General features: G+C 72.0%; 19 protein-coding genes. 10 read left to right on the top strand and 9 right to left on the bottom strand.

Annotated elements, in window-relative coordinates; all coding sequences use genetic code 11:
* The first annotated feature begins 98 nt into the window (after positions 1–98).
* The 3 genes from HA039_RS31280 (at position 99) to HA039_RS31270 (ending at position 2277) form a co-directional block, all read left to right on the top strand.
* Entirely contained in the window at positions 99–791 is a 693-nt protein-coding gene (locus tag HA039_RS31280) for a phosphatase PAP2 family protein (RefSeq protein ID WP_167035054.1), read from the top strand.
* 19 nt (positions 792–810) lie between these two features.
* Complete coding sequence (locus HA039_RS31275; RefSeq protein WP_167035052.1) at positions 811–1521, top strand: HAD family hydrolase; 711 nt, start codon at positions 811–813, stop codon at positions 1519–1521.
* A gap of 159 nt (positions 1522–1680) precedes the next feature.
* A complete protein-coding gene (locus HA039_RS31270) occupies positions 1681–2277 on the top strand; it encodes a TetR/AcrR family transcriptional regulator (RefSeq protein ID WP_167035050.1) in 597 nt (198 codons plus the stop codon).
* A gap of 42 nt (positions 2278–2319) precedes the next feature.
* On the opposite strand, the gene HA039_RS31265 is transcribed toward HA039_RS31270, so the two are convergent.
* Entirely contained in the window at positions 2320–3816 is a 1497-nt protein-coding gene (locus HA039_RS31265) for an LVIVD repeat-containing protein (protein WP_167035048.1), read from the bottom strand.
* A 198-nt stretch (positions 3817–4014) separates the two neighbouring features.
* Between HA039_RS31265 and HA039_RS31260 the strand changes: the two genes are divergently transcribed.
* Entirely contained in the window at positions 4015–4674 is a 660-nt protein-coding gene (locus tag HA039_RS31260) for a DUF305 domain-containing protein (RefSeq protein WP_167035046.1), read from the top strand.
* 38 nt (positions 4675–4712) lie between these two features.
* Here HA039_RS31260 and HA039_RS31255 read toward each other — a convergent pair whose 3' ends face one another.
* Positions 4713–5306: a DUF6214 family protein gene (locus tag HA039_RS31255; RefSeq protein ID WP_425086430.1), complete on the bottom strand. Its 594-nt coding sequence runs from the start codon at positions 5304–5306 to the stop codon at positions 4713–4715.
* A 425-nt stretch (positions 5307–5731) separates the two neighbouring features.
* Positions 5732–6076, bottom strand: a complete 345-nt coding sequence (locus tag HA039_RS31250) for an ArsR/SmtB family transcription factor (RefSeq protein ID WP_167035044.1) — start codon at positions 6074–6076, stop codon at positions 5732–5734.
* A 132-nt stretch (positions 6077–6208) separates the two neighbouring features.
* Between HA039_RS31250 and HA039_RS31245 the strand changes: the two genes are divergently transcribed.
* Positions 6209–7288, top strand: a complete 1080-nt coding sequence (locus HA039_RS31245) for an NADH:flavin oxidoreductase/NADH oxidase (RefSeq protein WP_167035042.1) — start codon at positions 6209–6211, stop codon at positions 7286–7288.
* Positions 7289–7316: 28 nt separating this feature from the next.
* Here HA039_RS31245 and HA039_RS31240 read toward each other — a convergent pair whose 3' ends face one another.
* Positions 7317–7994: a uracil-DNA glycosylase gene (locus HA039_RS31240; protein WP_167035040.1), complete on the bottom strand. Its 678-nt coding sequence runs from the start codon at positions 7992–7994 to the stop codon at positions 7317–7319.
* A gap of 208 nt (positions 7995–8202) precedes the next feature.
* Here HA039_RS31240 and HA039_RS31235 point away from each other — a divergent pair, with 208 nt between their 5' ends.
* Both HA039_RS31235 and HA039_RS31230 read left to right on the top strand, forming a co-directional pair.
* Entirely contained in the window at positions 8203–9174 is a 972-nt protein-coding gene (locus HA039_RS31235) for an N-acetylglucosamine kinase (protein WP_167035038.1), read from the top strand.
* A gap of 95 nt (positions 9175–9269) precedes the next feature.
* Positions 9270–10205, top strand: a complete 936-nt coding sequence (locus HA039_RS31230) for a sirohydrochlorin chelatase (protein ID WP_167035035.1) — start codon at positions 9270–9272, stop codon at positions 10203–10205.
* Positions 10206–10355: 150 nt separating this feature from the next.
* Here HA039_RS31230 and HA039_RS31225 read toward each other — a convergent pair whose 3' ends face one another.
* On the bottom strand, positions 10356–11414 hold the full coding sequence (locus HA039_RS31225; RefSeq protein WP_167035033.1) for a lactonase family protein: 1059 nt from the start codon (positions 11412–11414) through the stop codon (positions 10356–10358).
* Positions 11415–11548: 134 nt separating this feature from the next.
* Here HA039_RS31225 and HA039_RS31220 point away from each other — a divergent pair, with 134 nt between their 5' ends.
* Positions 11549–12244, top strand: a complete 696-nt coding sequence (locus HA039_RS31220; protein ID WP_167035031.1) for an HAD family hydrolase — start codon at positions 11549–11551, stop codon at positions 12242–12244.
* Positions 12245–12280: 36 nt separating this feature from the next.
* On the opposite strand, the gene HA039_RS31215 is transcribed toward HA039_RS31220, so the two are convergent.
* The gene (locus HA039_RS31215) at positions 12281–13978 is read right to left on the bottom strand and encodes a SpoIIE family protein phosphatase (protein ID WP_167035029.1); all 1698 of its coding nucleotides are present in this window, start codon (positions 13976–13978) and stop codon (positions 12281–12283) included.
* Positions 13979–14253: 275 nt separating this feature from the next.
* Between HA039_RS31215 and HA039_RS31210 the strand changes: the two genes are divergently transcribed.
* Positions 14254–16473, top strand: coding sequence for an NADP-dependent isocitrate dehydrogenase (locus HA039_RS31210; RefSeq protein WP_167035027.1), 2220 nt, complete (start codon positions 14254–14256; stop codon positions 16471–16473).
* Positions 16474–16548: 75 nt separating this feature from the next.
* Here the strand turns inward: HA039_RS31210 and HA039_RS31205 are convergent, their stop codons facing one another.
* Complete coding sequence (locus HA039_RS31205) at positions 16549–16941, bottom strand: VOC family protein (protein WP_167035025.1); 393 nt, start codon at positions 16939–16941, stop codon at positions 16549–16551.
* Positions 16942–17069: 128 nt separating this feature from the next.
* On the bottom strand, positions 17070–18044 hold the full coding sequence (locus HA039_RS31200) for an aldo/keto reductase (RefSeq protein WP_167035024.1): 975 nt from the start codon (positions 18042–18044) through the stop codon (positions 17070–17072).
* A gap of 168 nt (positions 18045–18212) precedes the next feature.
* Here HA039_RS31200 and HA039_RS31195 point away from each other — a divergent pair, with 168 nt between their 5' ends.
* Positions 18213–19064, top strand: coding sequence for a helix-turn-helix transcriptional regulator (locus tag HA039_RS31195; RefSeq protein ID WP_167035022.1), 852 nt, complete (start codon positions 18213–18215; stop codon positions 19062–19064).
* A gap of 23 nt (positions 19065–19087) precedes the next feature.
* Here HA039_RS31195 and HA039_RS31190 read toward each other — a convergent pair whose 3' ends face one another.
* Positions 19088–19852: an SDR family NAD(P)-dependent oxidoreductase gene (locus HA039_RS31190; RefSeq protein ID WP_167035020.1), complete on the bottom strand. Its 765-nt coding sequence runs from the start codon at positions 19850–19852 to the stop codon at positions 19088–19090.
* Positions 19853–19955 lie beyond the last annotated feature (103 nt).

The raw sequence follows: 19955 nt of genomic DNA, 5'->3' as shown, positions 1-19955 counted from the left end.
ACGACTCGACGGCGTCCCGGATGGCCTGACGCCGGTCCCGCACGACGTGACGGCGTCCCGGATGGCTTGATGCCGGTGCCGTCGGCAAGGATCACCCCATGCACTCGCCGCCGATCCACTCCCCCACCCCCACTCCCCCGGCGTCCCGCCCGCTGGTCACCCCCGCGCGCACGGCCGCCGTCCTCGCCGCCGCCTCCGCCGTCCTGGTGGGGCTGGTGGCCGCGGAGTGGGGGCCGCTGCTCTCCTTCGACCGGTCGTCGGCCGGCCGGCTGCACCGCTGGGCGGTCGCCGAGCCCGGCCTCACCCACGCCAACCGGGTGCTGACCGACTGGGTGTGGGATCCCTGGACGATGCGGATCCTCACGGCGGTCGCCGTCGTCGTGCTCTGGCTCCAGGGTGCCCGGCAGCTCGCCGCGGCCGTCGTGGTGGGCGCCGTGGTGGCCACCGCCCTCCAGCAGGGCCTGAAGGCGGCGATCGGCCGCGACCGCCCCACCTGGCCCGATCCCGTGGACTCCGCCCACTTCGCGTCCTTCCCGTCCGGGCACGCCATGACCGCCACCTTCACCCTGGGGCTGTTCCTCTGGCTCCTGCGGCGCGCGGGCACGAGCGGACCGCTGTGGGGCACGGCGGTGGCCGTCACGGTGGTCTCCGTGGTGGGCGTGGGCCTCACGCGGCTCTGGCTGGGGGTGCACTGGAGTTCGGACGTCCTCGGCGGGTGGCTGCTGGGCGGGTGCCTCGTCGCACTGTTCATCACCACGTACGGGCGTCTGGCCTTGTCGCGGGGGCGCTGACCCCGGAAGGATCGGGGCCATGACGTTCAAGGGTGTGCTCTTCGACTTCTCCGGAACCCTCTTCCGTATCGAATCGGCGGGATCCTGGCTGCGCGCCGTGCTCGACGAGGCGGGCGCCGCCGTACCGCCCGACGAGGTGCGCCGGTACGCCATGGCGCTCGCCGTGTCCGGTGCGCTGCCGGGCGGTCCCGCGCCGGAGCGGGTCCCGCCGGACCTCGCCGGGCTCTGGGCGACACGCGACCGGAGCGCGGCCGAGCACCGCGCCGCGTACACGGGACTCGCCCGTCAGGTGGAACTGCCCGACCCCGCGCTGTACGACGCGCTGTACGAGCGCCACATGACACCGGAGGCGTGGCGTCCGTACGCCGACGCGGCCGCCGTGCTCGGCGCGCTGCGCCAGGGCGGGGTCGGGGTGGCCGTCGTGAGCAACATCGGCTGGGACCTGCGGCCCGTCTTCCGGGCCCACGGGCTGGACGCGCTCGTGGACGCGTACGTGCTGTCCTACGAGCACGGTGTGCAGAAGCCCGACGAGCGGCTCTTCCGGGCGGCGTGCGACGAGTTGGGGCAGGACCCGCACGACGTCCTGATGGTGGGCGACGACCGTACGGCGGACGGCGGGGCGGCCCGGCTGGGGTGCGCGGTGCACTTCGTGGACCATCTGCCGGTCGAGGAACGCCCGGCGGGTCTGCGGCCGGTGATCGCGCTCGCGGGCTGCGGGCCGCTGGTGTAGGAGCGCGGAGAGAACCGTACATACGGAAAGGCCGACTGCCTCGGGCGATCCCCCGCGTCGCCCAAGGCAGGCGGCAGCCCCGCTGACCAGGCTCGTAGAAGCCTGCGGCAGGACGCTCTGAGTATACTGGTTGAAAGCCAGTCAACGCAGGAGTCCAGCATGTCCCCGCGGAGCGCATCGGTCAATGAAGAGCTCCGCCGACGATCCCGGGACCGATTGCTGCAGGCCACCGTGGAGTTGGTCGCGGAGCACGGGTACGACGCCACGAAGCTGGCCGACATCGCCGACCGGGCCGGCACGGCGCGGGGTCTCGTGTCGTACTACTTCCCCAGCAAGCGGCAGCTCTTCCAGTCCGCGGTGCACCGGCTGATGCACCGTACGCTGGAAGCGGCGCTGGAGCGCGAACCGCGCACGGACCACGGTCCCGAGCTGCTGGCGCGCGCGATCGACGCGATCCTCGGATTGGCCGTCGACAGCCCTGTCCTGATGCGGGCTCACATGGCCGGAATCCTCCAGGCCGAGGGTTTCGTGCAGTGCCCGGAACAACAGCGTCTCGCGCAGTTGCTGCGCGAGACGGTGGTGCGGTACGGCTCACCGGACGTGGACAGCGACTACCCGCTGCTGCGTGCCCTGTTGATGGGCGCGGTCTTCGCCGTCCTGATCCCGGGGGCGCCGATGCCCCGGCGCCGGCTGCGCGGCGAGTTGTTCACGCGCTACGGGCTGGCGTGGGAGCTCGGCGTCCCGCCGGGCGGCTGACCACCCGGCGGGACGGATCGGGGCACTCACCCCGCGACGACCTCAGTCGTCGTGGTGGTCGAAGTAGTCCGGCTGCGTCTGGACGTTGAGCTCGTCGAGGCGCACGCGCTTCGCGGGGTCCGTCCTGCGGTCGTCGAGCTTCAGTACGTCGAAGCCCTTGGCGATGTCGTTGGAGTAGATGTAGCCGTTGTAGTAGTACGCGGACCAGGAACCGCCGGTCACGTTGCTGGTCGCGGAGACGGGGCCACGCTCGAAGTAGCCGATCTCCTTGGGACGCGACGAGTCGGTGAAGTCCCAGACGGACACGCCGCCCTGGTACCACGCCTGGACCATGATGTCGCGGCCCTTCACCGGGATGACCGAGCCGTTGTGGGCGACGCAGTTCTCGGTGCTCGCCTGGTGACGGGGGATCTTGTAGTAGCCGCGGAAGACCAGCTTGCGGTGGTCACCGCGCCCCACGATGTCGTAGATGCCGTCGGCGCCCTTGTTCGGGCCGATGGCCTCGTTGCAGGTGGCCGCGCCGCCGCCGCCCAGCTCGTCGGTGAAGACGACCTTGTCGGCGTCCTGGTTGAACGTGGCCGAGTGCCAGAACGCGAAGTTCACGTTGTCCTGGACGCGGTCGATGACCTTGGGCCGCTCCGGGTTCTTGATGTCCAGGAGGATGCCGTCACCCATGCAGGCGCCGGCGGCCAGGTCCTTGGAGGCCAGCACGGTGATGTCGTGGCAGCCCGAGGTGGTGGAGACGCCCGGGTTCGTGGTCCCGCCCGGGTTGCCCCCGTCCGGGAAGAGCACCGGGAAGTTCACGATGGACGACTTCTCGGGGGACTTGCGCGGCACCTTGATGACGGTGATGCCGTCGTGCGGCGGCTGGCAGTCCGGGAAGCTGGCGCTGGGCGAGTACGAGGAGACGTAGATGTACACGTCCTTGCGCTCGGGCACCAGGGTGTGGGTGTGCGAACCGCACGCGGTCTCGACGGCGGCGACGTACTTCGGGTTGCGCTTGTCGCTGATGTCGAAGATCTTCATGCCCTCCCAGGAGGACTTCTCCGACGCCGGCTGCGTCACGCTGGAACAGGAGTTGTCACTGCGCGACGAGTCGGTCGACAGGAAGAGCAGGTTCCCGGAGACCGTGATGTCGTTCTGCGAACCGGGGCAGAGGACCTGCGCGACGGTCTTGGGGGCCTTCGGGTTGCTGAGGTCGAAGATGCGGAAGCCGTCGTAGTTGCCCGCGAAGGCGTACTTGCCCTGGAACGCGAGGTCCGAGTTGGTGCCGGCCAGCGCGTCCTTGGGGGTGTTGCTCAGGTGCTTGATGTTGCCGCTGTGGACGATCTCGTCCACGCCGGGTATCTCACCGGCCTTGATCGCGGCGCTCGCGTCGGCGACCGCGGCGGCGGAGAGCTTCGCCGGAGCGGATACGTCACCTGGGTCGGGTGTGGCGACCGCGGGTCCTGCTGCGAGCAGGGTGGCGAAAAGCCCGGCTGCGGCTGCCGCCACGCCCAGACGTCTCCGCCGCACGCGGGTGGTGTGCAACGAGGTCACTGCGTCCTCCCTTTCGTCCGTTCAGAGTTGAACGGCTTACAGACCACGGCAGTATCGTCCCTCCCATGTACATCTCAACAGATGGCAACAGAGACGTAATGAAAGTTTTTGATCACTTGATCGCGGAACTGTGCGAGGACTGAGTCTCTTCTAGTCTCTATCTCGACACTTCGAGATCATGTGCCGTAGGAGGTAGCTGTGTTGATCCGCCGCAGGAACCGGCGTTCCCGCGTGGCCGCCGTCGCGACGGCCGTCGCCGTCGCCGTACTCGCCCTGGGAGCCTGCGACTCGAGTGATGACGGTACGTCAAAACCTAAGGAGAACAAGGGACTTGGGGTGGTGGCACCAGGCAAACCGGGTGAGCCGGCCAAGACCCTGTCGCCCGAGGAAGCGCTCAAGGCCGCGCCGGACGACACCCCCAATTCCGCTGATTTCACCTATGCGCAGATGATGATCGCGCATCACTCGCAGGCGCTGGAGATGACCGAACTCGTCCCGAAGAGAGCGGCTTCGACCGCCGTGAAACGCCTCGCCGAACGTATCGCCTCGGCCCAGAAGCCCGAGATGGATGCCATGGCGGGGTGGCTGAAAAACAACGGTGGGGCAAAGAAGCCGTCAGGACATGACCATGGTGCGATGCCGGGCATGGCGACGGAAGAACAGCTGGCCCAGCTGCGATCCTCGAAGGGCGCGGCCTTCGACGAGCTGTTCCTGACGCTCATGATCACGCACCACCAGGGCGCGATCACGATGGCCACCGAGGCGCTGTCCTCGGGCAACAACGTGCTGGTCGAGGAGATGGCCAACGACGTCATCGCGCAGCAGACGTCGGAGATGGCGCGGATGCGGGCGCTGTGACCGTCGCGTTGCCGGCGCCACCGGGGTTGCCCTGCCGGTCAGCGGCGGTGGTGACGGGGTGACAGGTGGCCCTCGTCGCGGGCGCCCGCGATCAGCCTCAGCGACTTGCGGCGGCTGAATCCGGTCGCTGACATGACGGCGAGCACGGGGTCGAGGCCGTCGCGTTGGGCGGCGCGGTAGATGTCGGCGACGGTACGCCGACCGGCGGCGCCGCGGGCCGCGGGGTCTGCGCGGTGGCGGCCGGTGGGTTCTGGGGGTGTTTCTTGGGTGGCGTCGGGTGCCGGTTGCGGCTCTGGCTCCGGCTCCGCTTCCGCGACCGGGGCTGTGACCAGGTCAGGTACGGGCGCTTCGGCGGCGGCGGCCGGATCGGGGGCAGGCGGGATGTCCTGGCGCCCTCCCCGCCCCCCGTCCTGGTCGGCCACCACCTTGCAGGCGTCCTGCAGCGGTGCCTCGATCACGCTCGCGAGCGCCGCGAACCCGTCCAGGGCCAGGGGTGGGTCGGCCTGCGCGTCCTCGATGGCGATGCGTCCCTCGTGGACGACGGCCAGTACGTCGATGCGGGCACCGTCGGCGAAGGTCAGCCGGACATCCACCCAGGGCGGCCGGACCTCCCGCCGGGCCGGGCCGACCAGGGGGTCTCCGGGGGCGGTGACGGTGCCGTACCCCTGCACCTCCCAGACGGGCCAGGTGGGTGTGGCGGGGTCGGGCTTGCTCGGTTCGGATCCTTCGGGTTCCTGGGCGGACATCCATCTGTGTTCCGACACATTCACAACTTAATCAGGCAATCCGTCCTTATTGTCACGGCACGCACGGGGTGGCCCGGAGGGCACCCTGTCGGCGCATACCGCGTTGTCCTCAATCGCCGGACGGGCTTGATTGTGCCGCTGCGGCCCGGATCCGCCGGTGCGGGTCGTCGCCGGGGGTGGGGTCCAAACAGGCCGGCCCGCCGCAGGCTTCTTTTCAGCCCGTCCGGCGTTTGAGGACATCTTTGACCCGCACGGTCACGACCCGACCGCAACCCCTTCAAGCCCGTCCGGCGATTGAGGACGCGCCAGGGTCAAGCGCCTCGGGCTGCCTGGGCGGAGGCTGCTGAGAGGACCGCGTCCAGCAACCCCGGGAACAGTGCATCCAGATCCGGCCGCCGCAACCCGTTCATCTTCGCCGTCCCCCGGTAGATCTGCTGAATCACCCCGTTCTCCCGCAACACCCGGAAGTGATAAGTCGTCGTCGACTTGGTGATCGGCAACGGAATCTGCGAGCAGGTCAGCTCCCCCTCCGCGCACGCCAGATCCCGGACGATGCTCAGCCGCAGCGGATCGGACAGGGCGTGCAGCACCCCCTCCAGCCGGATCTCCGCGCGCAGGGGGTGAACGAGCTCGCGGGTGCTGGTCGCGGCACTCATCGAAGGGCTCCACTTCGTCGGGAATCCCATTGTACGAGGATTCTCGTAGTTTGACATTCGCCTTACTACGATGCGTATCGTAGTAGCGGCTTCCCGCCTCCCGCCACGCCCCGTCCCGACTGGAGTCCTCCCGTGAGCGCATTGTTCGAGCCGTACACCCTGCGGTCGCTGACCATCCCGAACCGCGTATGGATGGCGCCGATGTGCCAGTACTCCGCCGAGGAGACCGGCCCCGACGCGGGCGTTCCCCTCGACTGGCACTTCGCCCACCTCGCGGCACGGGCCGCCGGCGGTGCGGGGCTGATCCTCACCGAGGCCACGGCCGTCAGCCTGGAGGGCCGGATCAGCGTCGCCGACCTCGGCATCTGGAACGACAGACAGGTCGAGGCGTTCCGCCGCATCACCCGCTTCCTCGTCTCGCAGGGGACGGTCCCGGGAATCCAGCTGGCGCACGCGGGGCGCAAGGCCTCGACCGACCGCCCCTGGAAGGGCGGCGGCGCGGTGGCCCCCGACGCCAACGGCTGGGAGGTGCTGGCGCCGAGCCCGGTGCCGTTCGCGGAGGGGCATCTGGTGCCCGCCGAGCTGTCGGTGGAGCAGATCCAGGAGATCGTCGGACAGTTCGCGGCGGCGGCCCGGCGGGCCCGCGAGGCCGGGTTCCAGGTCGCGGAGGTGCACGGCGCGCACGGCTACCTGATCGGCCAGTTCCTCTCCCCGCACAGCAACAGGCGCACCGACGCCTACGGGGGGTCGTACGAGAACCGCACCCGCTTCGCCCTGGAGGTCGTGGACGCGATCCGGGCGGAGTGGCCCGACGACCTGCCCGTGTTCTTCCGTATCTCCGCGACCGACTGGCTCGACGAGGGCGGGTGGACCGTGGACGAGACGGTACGGCTGGCGGACGACCTGGTGGCGCACGGCGTGGACCTGCTCGACGTGTCGAGCGGCGGGAACGCGGCGCACGCCCGCGTCCCGGCCGGCCCCGGCTATCAGGTGCCGTTCGCGGCCCGCGTCAAGGCGGAGACCCGGATGCCCGTCGCGGCCGTCGGCCTGATCACCGACCCGGAGCAGGCGGAGAAGATCGTCGCCAACGGCGAGGCGGACGCGGTCCTGCTCGGCCGTGAGCTGCTGCGCGACCCGTACTGGGCCCGCCGCGCGGCCCGCGAGCTGGGCGGCGCGGTGCACACCCCGCCGCAGTACGCGCGGGCCAACTGACCTACCGGTCGGTCCCGTTGACGGTCCGTCAGGGAAGCTGCCAGTTGACCGGCTGCGCTCCCTGACGGACCAACAGGTCGTTGGCGCGGCTGAACGGCCGCGATCCGAAGAAGCCCCTGTCGGCCGACATCGGGGAGGGGTGGGCCGACTCGATCGCCGGGTATTCCCCCAGGAGGGGAGCCGCGTTGCGGGCGTCGCGCCCCCACAGGATGGACACCATGGGCTTGCCCCGGGCGGCCAGGGCCCGGATCGCCTGCTCGGTGACCTCTTCCCAGCCCTTGCCGCGGTGCGCGGCCGTCTTGCGGGGCGCGGTGGTCAGCGCGCGGTTGAGCAGCAGTACGCCCTGGCTCGTCCACGGGGTCAGGTCACCGTTGGACGGGAGGGGCAGGCCCAGATCCGACTGGAGTTCCCGGAAGATGTTCTGGAGGCTGCCCGGGATGGGGCGGACGTCGGGGGCCACGGCGAAGCTGAGGCCGATGGCGTGTCCCGGCGTCGGGTACGGGTCCTGGCCGACGATGAGCACACGCACGTCGTCGAACGGCTGCTGGAACGCGCGCAGCACGTTCGCCCCCGCGGGGAGATAGGTACGACCGGCGGCTATCTCCGCGCGCAGGAAGTCGCCCATCTCGGCGATGCGCCCGGCCACGGGGGCCAGTGCGTGTGCCCAACCGGGCTCGACAATTTCGTTCAGAGGTCGTGCTGCCACGGGTGTCACTCTACTGGTGCCGGGAGCGTGCCCAGGACCCCGTCAACCGACCGCCGGGACCAGCCACTTGCCGGGGCCTTTCGGGCCTCGGCCGGGGCGGATCCGCCACGCGCGGTGGGCGCCCCCTCCCCGGGGGCCGCGTGTCCCTTCCTTAAGGTGGGGGCGTACGGGGACGAGCCAGGGACGCCGTGAGGAACCGGGTGCGGGAATGAGCTGGGTGCTGGGCGTCGACTCGGGCGGCTCGGGGCTGCGGATCGCGCTGCGGTCCGTCGGGGACCCCGCGCGCGTCCTGTCCGCCGATCCGGGTGAGCCGCTGCGTACCGGCCCCTCGGGCATCGACCCTGGCCAGTTGCTCCGCCAGCTGGTGCCCGTGGCCGAGGAGTTGCTGTCCCGGGCCGGAGCTCGGGAGCCGGCCGCGGTGGCTGTCGGCGCGGCCGGGATGGCCACGCTCGGCGACGGGCTGCGCGCGGAGCTTCCCGCCGCGCTGGCACGGTCGCTGGGGGTACGGCGGCTCGCGCTCGCCGCCGACGCCGTCACCGCGTACGCCGGCGCTCTCGGCCAGCGGGCCGGGGTGGTCGTCGCGGCCGGCACGGGCATGATCGCGCTGGGGACGGACCTGACCGCCTGGCACCGCGCCGACGGCTGGGGACACTTGCTGGGCGACTGCGGGGGCGGCGCCTGGATCGGCCGCGCGGGGCTGGAGGCCGCCCTGCGGGAGCACGACGGCCGGCGCGGCGGCTCGCCCGCGCTGCTGGCCGCCACCGAGAAATTTTTCGGGCCCGTCGGCGGGCTGCCCGGACTCCTCTATCCGCGGAGCGACCGGCCCGCCGTACTCGCCTCGTTCGCGCCCGAGGTGGCGCGCGCGGCGGCCGGTGATCCGGTCGCGCGGTCGATCCTCACGGCGGCCGCGGAGCAGATCGCCGAGTCGGCCGCGGCGGCCGGCCCGAGCAGCGGTACGTACGAAGTCGCCCTTACCGGTGGCCTGTTCAAGCTGGGCGAGCCGCTGCTGACCCCGCTGCGGGCCGCGCTGGCCGCCGGGTCGCCGCGTGCCCGCACGGTGCCCGCGGCCGGCGATCCGCTGGTGGGCGCGTTGGACATCGCGGCCGCGCTCGCCACGGACACGCTGCGACTCCCGCCCGACGAGCGGCTGTTGTACATCCCGACACAACAGGATAGATGAGCAGAAATATACCTAACGGATAAATAGGGACAGATGCCTCGGTGTTGGCCCCTCCCCGAACAGCCGCACCCACAAAACCAGTAGCATTCGACGCCATGAGCACCCCCACTGGGCCTGCACCCGGCCTGCCTGTACGAATGCCGCGACCCCGCCAGTCGGGGCGCCACCGCCGCCCGGAACCCGTGGCGGCGCCCGAAGGTGCGCCCGCGCTGGTCCTCGCCGTCCCCGGCGCGCCCTCGGACGCGGCCCGCGGCCTGGCCGAGGAAGTCATCAGCATCGCCCGCTCCGAGCTGCCGGGACTGGACGCCGCGATCGGCTTCCTGGACGGCTCCGACGACGCGGACGAGACGACCGAGCAGCCGACGCTCGAGGCTGTCCTGACCCGCATCGCCGCCCGGCGCATCGAGCGCTACGAGCTGGCGAAGGCCGCGGGCCGCGAGGTGACCGAGCCCGAGGGCCCGGCCGCCGTGGTCGTGCCCCTGCTCACGGGTCCCGAGAACGACCTGCTCGACCGGATACGCCAGGCTGTCGCGGGCAGCGGCACGGAGACGCGGACGACGGACGTTCTCGGTCCGCACCCGCTGCTCGCCGAAGGCCTGCACGTACGGCTGTCGGAGGCCGGTCTGGCCCGCGCCGACCGCGCCAGGCTGTTCACGGTGGCGACGGCCGCCGACGGCATCATCCTGGTGACGGTGGGCGGCGAGGAGGCGGTACGGACCGCCGGGATCACGGGCATGCTGCTGGCCGCGCGCCTCGCCGTACCGGTGATGGCCGCCGCGCTCGACGTGGAGGGCTCGGTCGCCGCCGTCGCGGAGGAGCTGCGCGGCTCCGGTGCGACGCAGCTCGCGCTCGCCCCGTACCTGGTCGGTCCTGAGCTTCCCGGCGGGCTGCTCGACGCGGCTCTCAAGGAGGCCGACTGCGCCGCGGCCGAGCCGCTCGGCGCGTACCCCGCGATCGGCAAGCTGGTGCTCTCGAAGTACACCTCGGAGCTGGGTATCGCGGAGCAGGCGCAGGGCGCCCCGACCCACTGACGTCCCGCCCCTCGGGGCGGGACGGTACGCCCCGTACGCGGAAGGGCCGCGCCGGTCGTCGTCCGGCGCAGGCCCTTCCGCGGGGCGGCGAGGACGGCACGGGTCGGGCCCCGTGCCAGGAGTCGGCGGTCGGGGCCCGGTCGCCGGTGCTCAGCCGAAGATCACGCAGGAGGCCGCGGGGGCCGCGAAGGACCCCGCGGGAACGGGTGTCCCCGTCTCCTGGTCGATGTCGAACCAGCTCACGTCGCCGGAGTGCTCATTCGCGGCGTAGAGGCGGCGGCCCGCCGGGTCCAGCGCGAGATCGCGCGGCCAGCGGCCGCCGCACGGCACGGTGGTGACCAGCTCGGCCTTCTCGCGCGACGCGTCGAGCGCGAGGACGCTGATGCTGTCGTGCCCCCGGTTGGCCGTCCAGACGAACCGGCCGTCCCGCGCCACGACCACCTCGGACGCGAAGCTCTCCGTCTCCACGCCCTCAGGCAGGACCGGCGTCTCGCCGACCGGCTCCAGGACCCCCGCCGCCGCGTCCCAGCGGCAGACGGTCAGGGTCGGTTCGAGTTCGTTCAGGACGTACGCGTGCGTGCCCTCCGGGTGGAAGGCCAGGTGGCGGGGCCCCGAGCCCGCCCGCAGGACCGTTTCCCCGTGCTCGACCAGCTCGCCCGAGGCGGCGTCCGCGGCGGAGATCCGGACCGAGTCGGTGCCGAGGTCGACGGCGAGGAGCCACCGGCCGCCCGGATCCGCCACCACCTGGTGCGCGTGCGGTCCGCGCTGCCGGTCGGGGTGCGGTCCCGAACCCTCGTGCCGGAGGACCGTGCCGGCCGGGCCGGGTGTGCCGTCGGCGGCGAGCGGCAGCGCGGTGACGCTGCCGGAGCCGTAGTTCGCCGTCACCAGGTGACCGGCGAAGAGCGTGAGGTGGGTCGGCGCGGAGCCGCGGACGGCCACGGGGTCCCCGAGCGGCCGGGGCGAGCCGCCCTCCGCGCCGGGTCCGGCCACCGCGAAGGCCGCCGCCGCGCCCTCCTCGGTCTCCGAGACCGCGTAGAGCACGTCCCCGCCGGGGGCCAGCGCGAGGAACGAGGGGTCCGCCAGGGCGTCGGTGACCCCGCGCTCGGTGAGGGCGCCCGTCGCCGCGTCCACGGACACGGCGATGATGCCGCGGCCGCCTCCCGAGGTGAACGAACCTATGAAGGCCCGCCCGTCGCTGCTGCCGCTCACGTGTGTGTCCCCTCTTCGACCGAAACTCGCCGGGGCGACCGTAGCAGGCGGTCTGGACCAATTTCCCACCGCATGGGTCCGGCTCCCGCGCCGTCCCCGCGTGTACCCGGGCCGCGGCTTGGCATGCTGGGGACATGAGCCTTTCGCGCGTCCCGGCGGTCATCTTCGATCTCGACGGAACCCTGATCGACAGCGAACCCAACTACTACGAGGCCGGGCGGCGGCTGCTCGCCCGGTACGGCGTCGACGACTACACGTGGGAGCACCACAGCCGTTTCATCGGGATCAGCACCGGGGAGACGCTGGTGGCGCTGCGCGGGGAGTACGGCATCGACGCCCCCGTCGAGCGGCTGCTGGCCGAGAAGAACGCGCTCTACCTGGACCTGGTGCGCGCCTCCACGGAGGTGTTCCCGGAGATGCGGAAGTTCGTGGAGCGGCTGTATGCCGAGGGTGTACGGATGGCGGTGGCGTCCGGGTCGTCGGGCGAGGCCATCACCGCGGTGCTGGACGTGACGGGGCTGGACGCGTACTTCACGACGACGGTCTCCGCGGAGGAGGTGCCGCGCGGGAAGCCCGCCCCGGACGTGTTCCTGGAGGCGGCCCGGCGGCTGGGGGCGGCGCCGGCCGAGTGTGTGGTCCTGGAGGACGCGATCCCGGGGGTGGAGGCCGCGCGCGCGGCGGGCATGCGCTGCGTCGCCGTCCCGTACGTCGCCGCCCTGGCCGGCGATCCCGTGTACGCCACGGCCGGGCTGCTGTTCCCGGGCGGCCAGCGGGCCTTCACGGCGGACGCGGCCCACGCGTGGGTGTTCGGTCCGGACGAGCGTCCTTAGGAGGGCGCGTTGCCCTGCCCTCCTTAGGAGGACGCGTTACGCGGCGGTGTCCCGCCCCGGCGCCAGGGTGGCCAGCAGCAGGGCCACGTCGTCCTCCTGGCCCTGCCTGGTCTCGATCGTGTCGACGATGTACTCGGCCAGCCGGTCGAGGTCGCCGGGTCCGTCGTACAGCGCGCTCCTGATCCGGCGCTCCCCGACATCGATGTCCTCACCACGGAATTCGAGCAGTCCGTCCGTGCAGAGCAGGAGCGTCTCGTCGGGCCCGAGGACCAGCTCGGTGGTGGGGTAGGGCGCGTCGCTGTACTGGAGGAGCCCGAACGGCAGCCCGCCCGCCACGTCGGGACTGCTGCTGCTGCCGTCGGCGTGGCGGATCACGGGGCCCGGGTGCCCGGCCCGTACCAGCCGGGCCCGGCCGGTCGCCGGGTCGAGGTCGACGTAGATGCAGGTGGCGAGGCGGTCGGTGTCCAGGTCCTGGAGGAACCTCGACGCACGGGCCATGACGGCCGCCGGGGCGTGCCCCTCGGCGGCGTACGCGCGCAGGGCCGTGCGCAGCTGGCCCATGACGGCGGACGCCTGGATGTCGTGTCCTTGGACGTCCCCCACGACGAGGCCGACCCGGCCGCCCCTGAGGGGGACGACGTCGTACCAGTCGCCGCCGATCTGATGGCCGGTGCGGGCCGGCTGGTAGCGGACGGCGACCCGTACGCCCGGCATGTCGGGGATGGTCGCCGGCAGCATCGACTGCTGGAGCCCGACGGCCATGGCGTGCTCCTCGTCGTACAGCGCGGCCCGCTGCACGGACTGGGCGATGGTGGCCGCGAGGGCGAGCAGGAGGTTCTGTTCCTCGGGGGTGAACGCCGTCTTGCCCTCGTACATGATCGACAGCACGCCGGTGGGGCGGGCCTGGGCGATCAGGGGGAGGATCGCGCCCGCGGTGAGGGGTGTGTCCTTGACGTGCGGCCACAGCTGCGGCCACTCGGCCTCGACGCTCGCCCGGGTGATGAACACGGGGCGGTGGCTGCGGAAGGCCTCGGCGACCGGCAGGTCGGCGTCGATCCGGGAGAACTCCATCTCCTCCCGCATCGTCATGGGCAGGCTCGCGACGGCGATACGGCGCAGCCGGTCCTGGTCGAGGACGGTGAGGGAGATCGCCTGGGCGCCCACCGGGCCGAGGATCTCCCGGCTGGTGAGCGCGTCGAGGACGTCCTCGACGGTCAGCGCCCGGGAGAGGGCGGCGGTGGTCGCCGTGACCACGTCGTTCTGATGGCGGCGCTGCGGCTCCAGGACGGCCTGCTGGGCGACGTGCCGCAGCTCGGCGCTCGCGTCCCTGACGATGCCGATGGCGCGCAGCGGGTTGCCCTCGGCGTCCCGTTCGACGACGCCCTGGGTGTGCGCCCAGCGGATGGTGCCGTCGGCGCCCAGGATGCGGAAGTACGTGCCGTAGTCGCCGGGCTCGGACCGGGCCCGGGAGACCATCTCGCGGAAGCCGGCCACGTCCTCGGGCACCATGCGCGCGTAGAGGGTCTCCGGGCGGCCGTCGAAGCCGTCGGGCGGGAGGTCGAAGACCGCGAGGGCGCCCTCGTCCAGGAAGATCAGGTCGGATCGCAGGTCGCGCAGGAATCCGCCCATCCGGTTCGCCGCCAGCGTCCTGGGGAGGGCCGCCCTGAGGTCGGCGCCCAGTGCCTGGAGGGTCGCGTCACGGTCCGGCGCGGATCGGGCGCTGCGGCGCTCCATGTGGTCTGCCCTTCCTCGGCGGCGTTGGCGGGACAGCACTCATGCGACGGCGCTGGCGGGTACCGGCGGGGCGGTACGGACGGACAGGGGACCCTTTTGTCCTGGAATTTGTCCTGGAACCAACTATATGCATGGTTCGGTGGTGCGTTGGGCCCGCTTCGGGGAGAACGGTGACCGGCCCGGCCGGACGGAGCGGGCAGGGCCCTGGCCAGAGGTGGGCGTCCACGGGATATCTTGATATCAAGCAATGTCGCAGACGTGGAGCGGAGCACCTGGTGACTGACTCGACCATCATCTATACACACACCGACGAGGCGCCGGCCCAGGCGACGTATTCGTTCCTGCCCGTGGTCGAGGCCTATGCCGCGACGGCCGGGGTCACCGTGGAGAGCCGCGACATCTCCCTCTCCGGGCGCATCATCGCGGGCTTCCCCGAGCGTCTGGAAGAGGGCCAGCGCGTCGCGGACGCGCTCGCCGAGCTGGGCGAGCTGGCCAAGACGCCCGCGGCGAACATCATCAAGCTGCCGAACATCTCGGCGTCCATCCCGCAGCTCAAGGCCGCCATCGCCGAGCTCCAGGAGCAGGGGTACGCGCTGCCGGACTACCCCGACGACCCGAAGACCGACGAGGACCGGGACGTCCGCGCGCGGTACGACAAGGTCAAGGGCAGCGCCGTCAACCCGGTCCTGCGCGAGGGCAACTCCGACCGCCGCGCGCCGGCCTCGGTGAAGAACTACGCGAAGGCGCACCCGCACTCGATGGGCGCCTGGGACCCGCGGTCGAAGACGAACGTCGCGACGATGGACGCCGACGACTTCCGTACCGGTGAGAAGTCCGCGGTGATCGCCGAGGCAGGCTCGCTGCGGATCGAGCTGGCCGGGGACGACGGCACGACGACGGTCCTGCGCGAGTCCGTGCCCGTGCTGGCCGGGGAGGTCGTGGACGCCTCGGTGATGCGGGTGGCGGCGCTGCGTGAGTTCTTCACCGCGCAGGTGGCGCGCGCCAAGGCCGAGGGCGTGCTGTTCTCGGTGCACCTCAAGGCCACGATGATGAAGGTCTCCGACCCGATCATCTTCGGCCATGTCGTACGGGCCTTCTTCCCGAAGACGTTCGCCGAGTACGGCGAGACGCTCGCGGCGGCCGGCCTGAGCCCCAACGACGGGCTCGGCGGCATCCTGGGCGGCCTCGACGCGCTGCCCGACGGCGCGGCGATCAAGGCGTCCTTCGACGCCGAGCTGGCCGACGGCCCCGCGCTGGCGATGGTCGACTCCGACCGCGGCATCACCAACCTGCACGTGCCGAGCGACGTCATCGTCGACGCCTCGATGCCGGCCATGATCCGCACCTCGGGTCACATGTGGGGCCCCGACGGCCAGGAGGCCGACACCCTCGCGGTGATCCCCGACAGCAGCTACTCGGGCATCTACCAGGTCGTCATCGACGACTGCCGCGCGCACGGCGCCTTCGACCCGGCGACGATGGGCTCCGTGCCCAACGTCGGCCTGATGGCGCAGGCGGCGGAGGAGTACGGCAGCCACGACAAGACCTTCGAGATCCCCGCCACCGGTACGGTACGGGTGGTCGACGCGGCCGGCGCGGTCGTGCTCCAGCACGCGGTGAGCGCCGGTGACGTGTGGCGCATGTGCCAGACGAAGGACGTGCCGGTCCGTGACTGGGTGAAGCTGGCCGTCTCGCGCGCCCGCGCGACGGGCGTCCCGGCCGTGTTCTGGCTGGACGAGACGCGCGCGCACGACGCGAACCTCATCGAGAAGGTCAAGGCGTACCTGCCCGAGCACGACACCGAGGGCCTGCGCATCGAGATCATGGCGCCGGTCGACGCGATCGCGTTCTCCCTGGAGCGGATCCGCCGCGGCGAGGACACGGTCTCGGTCACCGGCAACGTGCTGCGTGACTACCTGACGGACCTGTTCCCGATCCTGGAGCTCGGCACGAGCGCCAAGATGCTCTCCGTCGTGCCGCTGATCAACGGGGGCGGGCTGTTCGAGACCGGCGCGGGCGGCTCGGCGCCGAAGCACGTCCAGCAGCTCATCAAGGAGAACTACCTGCGGTGGGACAGCCTGGGTGAGTTCCTCGCCCTCGCGGTCAGCTTCGAGCACCTCGCGCAGACGACGGGCAACGCGCGCGCCCAGGTGCTCGCGGACACGCTCGACCGCGCGACGGGGACGTTCCTGGACAAGGACAAGTCGCCGAGCCGGCGGGTGGGTGGCATCGACAACCGCGGCAGCCACTTCTACCTGGCCCTGTACTGGGCCCAGGAGCTGGCCCGGCAGACGGATGACGTCCAGCTCGCGGAGGCGTTCTCGGCGCTCGCCAAGACGCTCTCCGAGCAGGAGACGACGATCGTGGAGGAACTGATCGCCGTCCAGGGCAAGCCCGTCGACATCGGCGGCTACTACCGCCCCGACCCGGTGAAGGCGGCGGCGGTCATGCGCCCGTCGGCGACCTTCAACCAGGCGCTGGCGACGCTCGGCTGACGGTCCGTCCGCCGAACCTGAGCGGCCGGGTGCCCGCACCGATGGTGCGGACGCCCGGCCGTTCGCTTTTGTGGCTTACTCCGGCTGGGTCGCGATCTGGATGAGGTTGCCGCAGGTGTCGTCGAGGACGGCGGTGGTGATCGGGCCCGCCTCCAGGGGTTCCTGGGTGAAGACGACGCCGAGGCCGCGCAGTCGCTCGTACTCCGCCCGTACGTCCTCGACGGCGAACTGGTGGCTCGGGATGCCGTCCGCGGCGAGGGCGTCGCGGTAGGGCTTGACGGCGGGGTGGCCGGCGGGTTCCAGGAGGAGTTCGGTGCCGCCGGGCTCGGTCGGCGAGACGACGGTCAGCCACCGGTGCTCCCCGCCCACCGGGACGTCGTGCTTCTTCACGAAACCGAGGATCTCGGTGTAGAAGCGCAGGGCCTCGGCCTGGTCGTCGACGAAGACGCTGGTCAGACGGATCTTCATGGAGTGCTCTCTTCCGGTCCAGGGGTGGAGGTGTCGGGCGGCGGCCTCCAGCAGATCTCGAACAGCGGCTGCCCGGACCTGTCCGCGAGCTCGTCGAGGATCGTACGACGGGTGGGGTCGGCGACGCCTCAGTACCGGGCGCCGACCACGCCGGCGGCCAGCGCGTCCAGGGTCGTGAGGTCCCCGGCGCTCAGCTCGACGTCGAGAGCCGCGGCGTTCTGCTCCAGCCACGTCACCCGCTTCGTGCCGGGGATCGGGACCACCGGGGTGCCGAGCCGCTCGCCCCGGGAGACGACCCAGGCGAGGGCCACCTGCCCCGCGTGGACACCCCTGGCCGCGGCGATCTCCTTCACCACGTCGGCGAGGGCCTGGTTCGCGGCGGCGGCCTCCGCCGTGAACCGGGCGAGCCGGCGCCGCCCGTCGTCGGCGGCCAGCGCGCCCGCGTCGACCGTTCCGGTCAGGAAGCCGCGCCCCAGCGGGGCGTACGCCACCAGCCCGACCCCCAGCTCCGCGGCCACGCCGGCGACGACGGTCTCCGGGTCGCGCGTCCACAGCGAGTACTCGCTCTGCACCGCAGCGATCGGATGCACCGCGTACGCCGCCCGCAACTGCTCGCCGCTGACCTCGGAGAGGCCCAGGTGCCGGACCTTGCCCTCGGCGACGAGTTCCGCCATCGCGCCGACCGACTCCTCCAGCGGAACGCCGGGGTCGACCCGGTGGAGGTAGTACAGGTCGATACGGTCGGTGCCCAGGCGGAGCAGCGACGCGTCGGCGGCGGCCTTGATGTGGGCGGGGTCGTTGTTGATGACGACCTTGCCGCGGCCTGTCGTGAAGTCCATCCCGACCTTGGTGGCGAGGGTGACGTCGTCCCGGCGGCCGGCGACCGCGCGGCCGACCAGGACCTCGTTGTGACCCTGGCCGTAGGCGTTGGCGGTGTCGATGTGGGTGATGCCCAGGTCGAGGGCGCGGCGGATCGTGGCCACCGACTCGTCCCAGTCGGCGTGGCCGTACACCGAACTCATCCCCATGCAGCCCAGGCCTTCCGCCGAGACGGTCAGCCCCCCGCCGAGCTTGACCTGCTTCACCTGCTTGACCTGCTTCATCTGCTGCTCCCTGCTCTCGTGGCGTCCGAGCCGGTGCGGCTCGGGCCGCCGTTCCGCGGCCCGCCGTCCACCAGGCTGTCGCGCGACGGACCGGCAGGGAGGGCCCCCGTCTTCCTGGGACAATCCGGGACAGTCACAGCGCCGGTCCCGGTGCCTACCCTGGGAAGCATGGAGACACCGACCGTTCCGAACGCGCTGGGTGACTTCCTGCGCGCGCACCGGGAGCGGGTGCGCCCGGAGGACGTGGGGCTGGAGAGCCTCGGCCACCGGCGCACCCCGGGCCTGCGCCGCGAGGAGGTCGCCCTGCTCGCCGGCGTCAGCACCGACTACTACCTCCGCCTGGAGCAGGGCCGCGACCGTACGCCGTCGGTCCAGGTGCTCGAAGCGATCGGCCGCGTCCTGCGCCTGGACGGCGACCAGCAGGCGTACGCCCTCGCCCTGGTACGGCCCAGGCCGCGACGGCGCAGCCGTACACCCGAGACGGTCCCGGCCGGGACGCTGCGCTTCCTCCACGCCCTGCCCATGCCGGCCTTCGTCCAGAACCACTACCTGGACGTGCTCGCGGCCAACGGCCCGGCTCAGGCCCTCTCGCCCCACATGCGGCCCGGCGCGAACCGGCTGCTCGCCGCGTTCCTCGACCCCGCCGAGAAGGAGCTGCACGAGGACTGGGAGCACGCGACCGCGGCGGCCGTGGGCCAGCTCCGCGCCACCATGGGCACCGAGACCGACGACCCGCGGATGGTCGCGCTGGTGGGCGAGCTGTCGCTGAAGAGCGACCACTTCCGCCGCCTCTGGGCCCGCCAGGACGTGGTACGCCCTCGCGGCGGCCCGGTCCGGCTGCACCACCCCGAGGTGGGCGAACTCGTCCTGCACCGCGAGAAGTTGGTCGTCGCCGGCACCGAGGGCCAGACCCTGGTCGCCTATCACGCCGACGCGGCGACCCCTTCGGCCGAGGCGCTCGCCCTCCTGGGCACGCTCGCGCTGGAGCGCACCGCGGAGCCGCGATCCGACCGCGGCTGAACCAGTGGCCGACGGGTCTGTTTCTAGGCCGCGGCGCCGCCGTCGACGACCAGGTCGCTGCCGACCACGGAGGCGGCGTCCGGTGAGGCCAGGTACAGCACCGCCGCCGCGATCTCGGCGGTGGACGAGACGCGTCCCAGCGGGGAGACCCTCTTCATGCGCTCGGCGCGGTCGGCGTCGGTCTCACCGGGGCGCAGTGACATCGGCGTGGCGGAGGGGCCGGGGCTCACCGCGTTGATACGGATCCCCTCGGCGATGTGGTCCAGGGCGGCGGCCCGGGTCAGCGCGGAGACGGCCGCCTTGGTGGCGATGTAGCCGGCCAGGCCCGGGACACGGCGGTGCGCGCCGAGGTTGGCGGCGATGTTGACGATCGCCCCGCCGGTGGGCTGGAGGCGCATCCGGGCGACTTCGGCCTGGAGGCAGAACAGGACTCCGGTGACATTGACGTCGAGCAGGGTGCGCCAGTCCTCCTCCGGGAGGTCCGCCACAGGCGTCCCTCCCCGGAAGATCCCCGCGTTGTTGACGGCGACATCGAGACCGCCGAAGTGTTCGACGGTGCGGGCGACCAGGGCTTCCACGTCCTGGGAGCGGGTGACGTCGGCGGTGACGGCGACCGCCGTACCGGCCGCCTTCCCGATCAGGGCGACGGTCTCGTCGAGCGCGGGCGCGGTGCGTCCGGCCACGACCACCGAGGCTCCTTCGGCGGCGAACGCGAGGGCGACGGCCCGGCCGAGGCCGGAGCCCGCGCCGGTGACGAGGACGGTCTTGCCGGCGAAGCGTGCGGTCATCGTGCTGACTCCTTGGTCGGGCGGGGGCTGCCGGGGGGTGGTGGGGCGAAGGTCGCAGGAGCACACGGACGGGGGCCGCCCTGTTAATTGACCGATCGTTCCA

Origin of the sequence: Streptomyces liangshanensis (genome assembly GCF_011694815.1) — a bacterium.
GTDB classification, from domain to species: domain Bacteria; phylum Actinomycetota; class Actinomycetes; order Streptomycetales; family Streptomycetaceae; genus Streptomyces; species Streptomyces liangshanensis.
Note: the sequence above shows the minus strand (reverse complement) of the source record. Positions and strands in the feature narration are given on the sequence as shown.

Coding starts and splice junctions, on each gene's coding strand:
- HA039_RS31280 (WP_167035054.1), top strand. CDS start 99: ATGCACTCGCCGCCGATCCACTCCCCCACCCCCACTCCCCCGGCGTCC.
- HA039_RS31275 (WP_167035052.1), top strand. CDS start 811: ATGACGTTCAAGGGTGTGCTCTTCGACTTCTCCGGAACCCTCTTCCGT.
- HA039_RS31270 (WP_167035050.1), top strand. CDS start 1,681: ATGTCCCCGCGGAGCGCATCGGTCAATGAAGAGCTCCGCCGACGATCC.
- HA039_RS31250 (WP_167035044.1), bottom strand. CDS start 6,076: ATGAGTGCCGCGACCAGCACCCGCGAGCTCGTTCACCCCCTGCGCGCG.
- HA039_RS31235 (WP_167035038.1), top strand. CDS start 8,203: ATGAGCTGGGTGCTGGGCGTCGACTCGGGCGGCTCGGGGCTGCGGATC.
- HA039_RS31230 (WP_167035035.1), top strand. CDS start 9,270: ATGAGCACCCCCACTGGGCCTGCACCCGGCCTGCCTGTACGAATGCCG.
- HA039_RS31220 (WP_167035031.1), top strand. CDS start 11,549: ATGAGCCTTTCGCGCGTCCCGGCGGTCATCTTCGATCTCGACGGAACC.
- HA039_RS31215 (WP_167035029.1), bottom strand. CDS start 13,978: ATGGAGCGCCGCAGCGCCCGATCCGCGCCGGACCGTGACGCGACCCTC.
- HA039_RS31205 (WP_167035025.1), bottom strand. CDS start 16,941: ATGAAGATCCGTCTGACCAGCGTCTTCGTCGACGACCAGGCCGAGGCC.
- HA039_RS31200 (WP_167035024.1), bottom strand. CDS start 18,044: ATGAAGCAGGTCAAGCAGGTGAAGCAGGTCAAGCTCGGCGGGGGGCTG.
- HA039_RS31195 (WP_167035022.1), top strand. CDS start 18,213: ATGGAGACACCGACCGTTCCGAACGCGCTGGGTGACTTCCTGCGCGCG.
- HA039_RS31190 (WP_167035020.1), bottom strand. CDS start 19,852: ATGACCGCACGCTTCGCCGGCAAGACCGTCCTCGTCACCGGCGCGGGC.